3 protein-coding genes and 1 pseudogene are annotated in these 2533 nt (G+C 40.4%); 3 read left to right on the forward strand and 1 reads right to left on the reverse strand.

Annotated elements, in window-relative coordinates; genetic code table 11:
- Positions 1–458 (forward strand): annotated as a pseudogene (locus A2517_RS10820) (DNA polymerase III subunit alpha); the annotation flags it as partial.
- Positions 459–490: 32 nt separating this feature from the next.
- Here A2517_RS10820 and A2517_RS10825 read toward each other — a convergent pair.
- A complete protein-coding gene (locus A2517_RS10825) occupies positions 491–1117 on the reverse strand; it encodes a hypothetical protein (RefSeq protein WP_294896917.1) in 627 nt (208 codons plus the stop codon).
- Positions 1118–1276: 159 nt separating this feature from the next.
- On the opposite strand from A2517_RS10825, the gene A2517_RS10830 reads away from it, so the two are divergent.
- Positions 1277–1501, forward strand: coding sequence for a DUF433 domain-containing protein (locus tag A2517_RS10830; RefSeq protein WP_294896919.1), 225 nt, complete (start codon positions 1277–1279; stop codon positions 1499–1501).
- 97 nt (positions 1502–1598) lie between these two features.
- Complete coding sequence (gene dinD, locus A2517_RS10835; protein WP_294896921.1) at positions 1599–2453, forward strand: DNA damage-inducible protein D; 855 nt, start codon at positions 1599–1601, stop codon at positions 2451–2453.
- The last annotated feature ends 80 nt before the right edge of the window (positions 2454–2533 follow it).

Raw genomic sequence — 2533 nt, forward strand, 5'->3', positions numbered from 1 at the left:
CGAAAAAAGGGTCTATGTTCGGGCTTGTCAGTCTGATGGACTTCCACGGTAATATCGAAGTGATGCTCTTTAGCGACAGGGTAGAGCAACTTGAAGCGATGGATCTCGATGAGCCGATAGCCTTCAAGGTCAAGGTAACCCACACCGAAATGTTCACCCGCATCAGCGTCACGAAAATTATGACCCTCAATGAAGCGAAAAAAGAGGCAAAAAAGGTAGAGACCAAAATCGTCGAAAACCTCCCTCCGCAAGAGCCGTTGCACTTACGCATCCGCCTCAGCGATAACCTCGAAACATTAGAAAAACTCTATACCCTCGTCCGCCGTCATCCAGGACGCCGAGAGATCAAACTCACGATTGTCTCGAAGCTTGCCGATGTCGTTATCGATTCGGCGATACGGGTCGATAACAAGGTGATTGAAGAGATAAGTGTTTTGGAAGATGTGGATGTGATTTAATCTCGTCATTCCCGACCTGATCGGGAATCCAGTTAAGATTGAAATACGTGAATGATGCCGTGAAGTATCGTTGCAAGCAGATGTAAAGCAATTCCAACATAAAGCACATTCATCTGCCATCCATACCATCGGATTTCGGTTTCATAGTTATCGATATTTCTTTTTTCTTCTTCATCGAGCGATAAACCGTTGATTCGTTTGTAAAATGATTCAATTATATCCAGTTCATAAAAACTTTGATTGCTAACACATAAAGGTTTTCTAAACCCACTGGCATTTGTGACAGCATCATTTTTCCCGATCAAAATTAAGAATGCACTCACAATATATAAAGGCATTTGTAATGCCCAATTTGATGATACTATAAGTATTAAAAAAGTTATAAGAAAAATAGGAACTGAAATACTTAAAATTTGGTCAATGAAGAAAGCCTTTTTATCGGCACGCTTATAAATCGTATATTCAGCTTCTTCTTGTGGAGTGAGCTGTTCTTTGGCTCCAAGATCAAATTGGCGTAATTTGAGTCTATGGAGTCGAATAGATTCATTTCGAATGGCTTGATTTTGAAAACAGAAAGGTTTATTTGTATAGGAAAAATATCCGCTTACTAATAAAGTAATCCCAGATACAATATATACGGGCATAATCCAAAGTGGCATTTTTTTTCTTGTATTGGGATGGATTCTCGACCTGATCGGGAATGACGAAATAGATAGTGTATTGTAACAAAAAAGAATTATTTTTTTTAAAATCCTCTTTTGTTCAGAACTATCATCAAATATTTGTTATAATCTTTTAACTTTCCATGAGGAAATATCATGGCTGAATACCAATCCATTATTGCCATCAACCCTCAAATTCGTTCGGGTAAACCAACGATTCGTGGTATGCGGATCAGCGTGTATGACATCCTCGATATGCTCGTGAACAAGATGAGTTTTGCCGACATCATCGAAGATTTCCCAGAACTCACAGAAGAGGATATTCTCGCAGCACTCTCCTATGTGGCGGACAAAGAACACAAAGTTTCGATCTGTGCATAAAATATTGATATCTGGTTTATATAACAATCTGCCATATTTTGGAGTGCTTTCTCGTCCAAAGCTATAATATTTATAGATTTGCGCGAAGGAAAATGCAATGGAAAAACAACTGATAACCTCTCTTCATAAAAGCTTCGAAGACGCGGTGCATGAACAAGAGGGTGTAGAATTTTGGTATGCTAGAGAGCTGATGGGGCTTTTGGAATATACCAAATGGGATAACTTTAAACAAGTTATCGAAAAAGCTAAAACGGCATGTCAAAATTCAGGACAATCGGTAGTAGACCATTTTCCCGACGTCGGGAAAATGGTAGAGATCGGAAGTGGTGCACAAAAAACGGTTGATGATTATATGCTCACTCGCTACGCCTGTTATCTCATCGCTCAAAACGGCGATCCTCGCAAAGAACGGATCGCTTTTGCCCAAAGCTATTTTGCACTACAAACCCGCAAACAAGAACTCCTCGAAGAGCGTATTGCCCTCTCTGAACGGCTCGAAGCCCGTCAAAAACTCACCGCTACCGAAACGGAACTCTCTAAAAATATTTATGAACGGGGTGTGGATAATCAAGGTTTCGGACGTATCCGCAGTAAAGGGGATAATGCACTATTCGGTGGATATAATACGCAAGAGATGAAATCAAAGATGGGTATTCCTGAAAATCGTCCTATCGCTGATTTTCTCCCAACGATTACGATCAAGGCAAAAGACCTTGCGACCGAGATTACCAACTATAATGTCAAAGCGCGTGATTTATTCGGTGAAGTGCCGATTACACATGAACATATCAAAAATAATAGTGAAGTTCGGGAATTATTGGGCAAAAGCGGGATTAGGCCTGAAGATCTATCCCCCGAGGAAGATATCAAAAAGCTCGAACGCAGAGTGAGGGCGAATGATAAAAAATTAGCACAAAGCACTCAAAAAATAGAGAATAAGGATAAAGGGTAATGCGCGAATTTAACGAAGAGATGATCAATTTTATCGATGCCTCTCCGACCCCGTTTCATGCGGTGGAGTGGATGGCACAA

It is taken from the genome of Sulfuricurvum sp. RIFOXYD12_FULL_44_77 (genome assembly GCF_001830725.1).
GTDB classification, from domain to species: Bacteria; Campylobacterota; Campylobacteria; order Campylobacterales; family Sulfurimonadaceae; genus Sulfuricurvum; species Sulfuricurvum kujiense_A.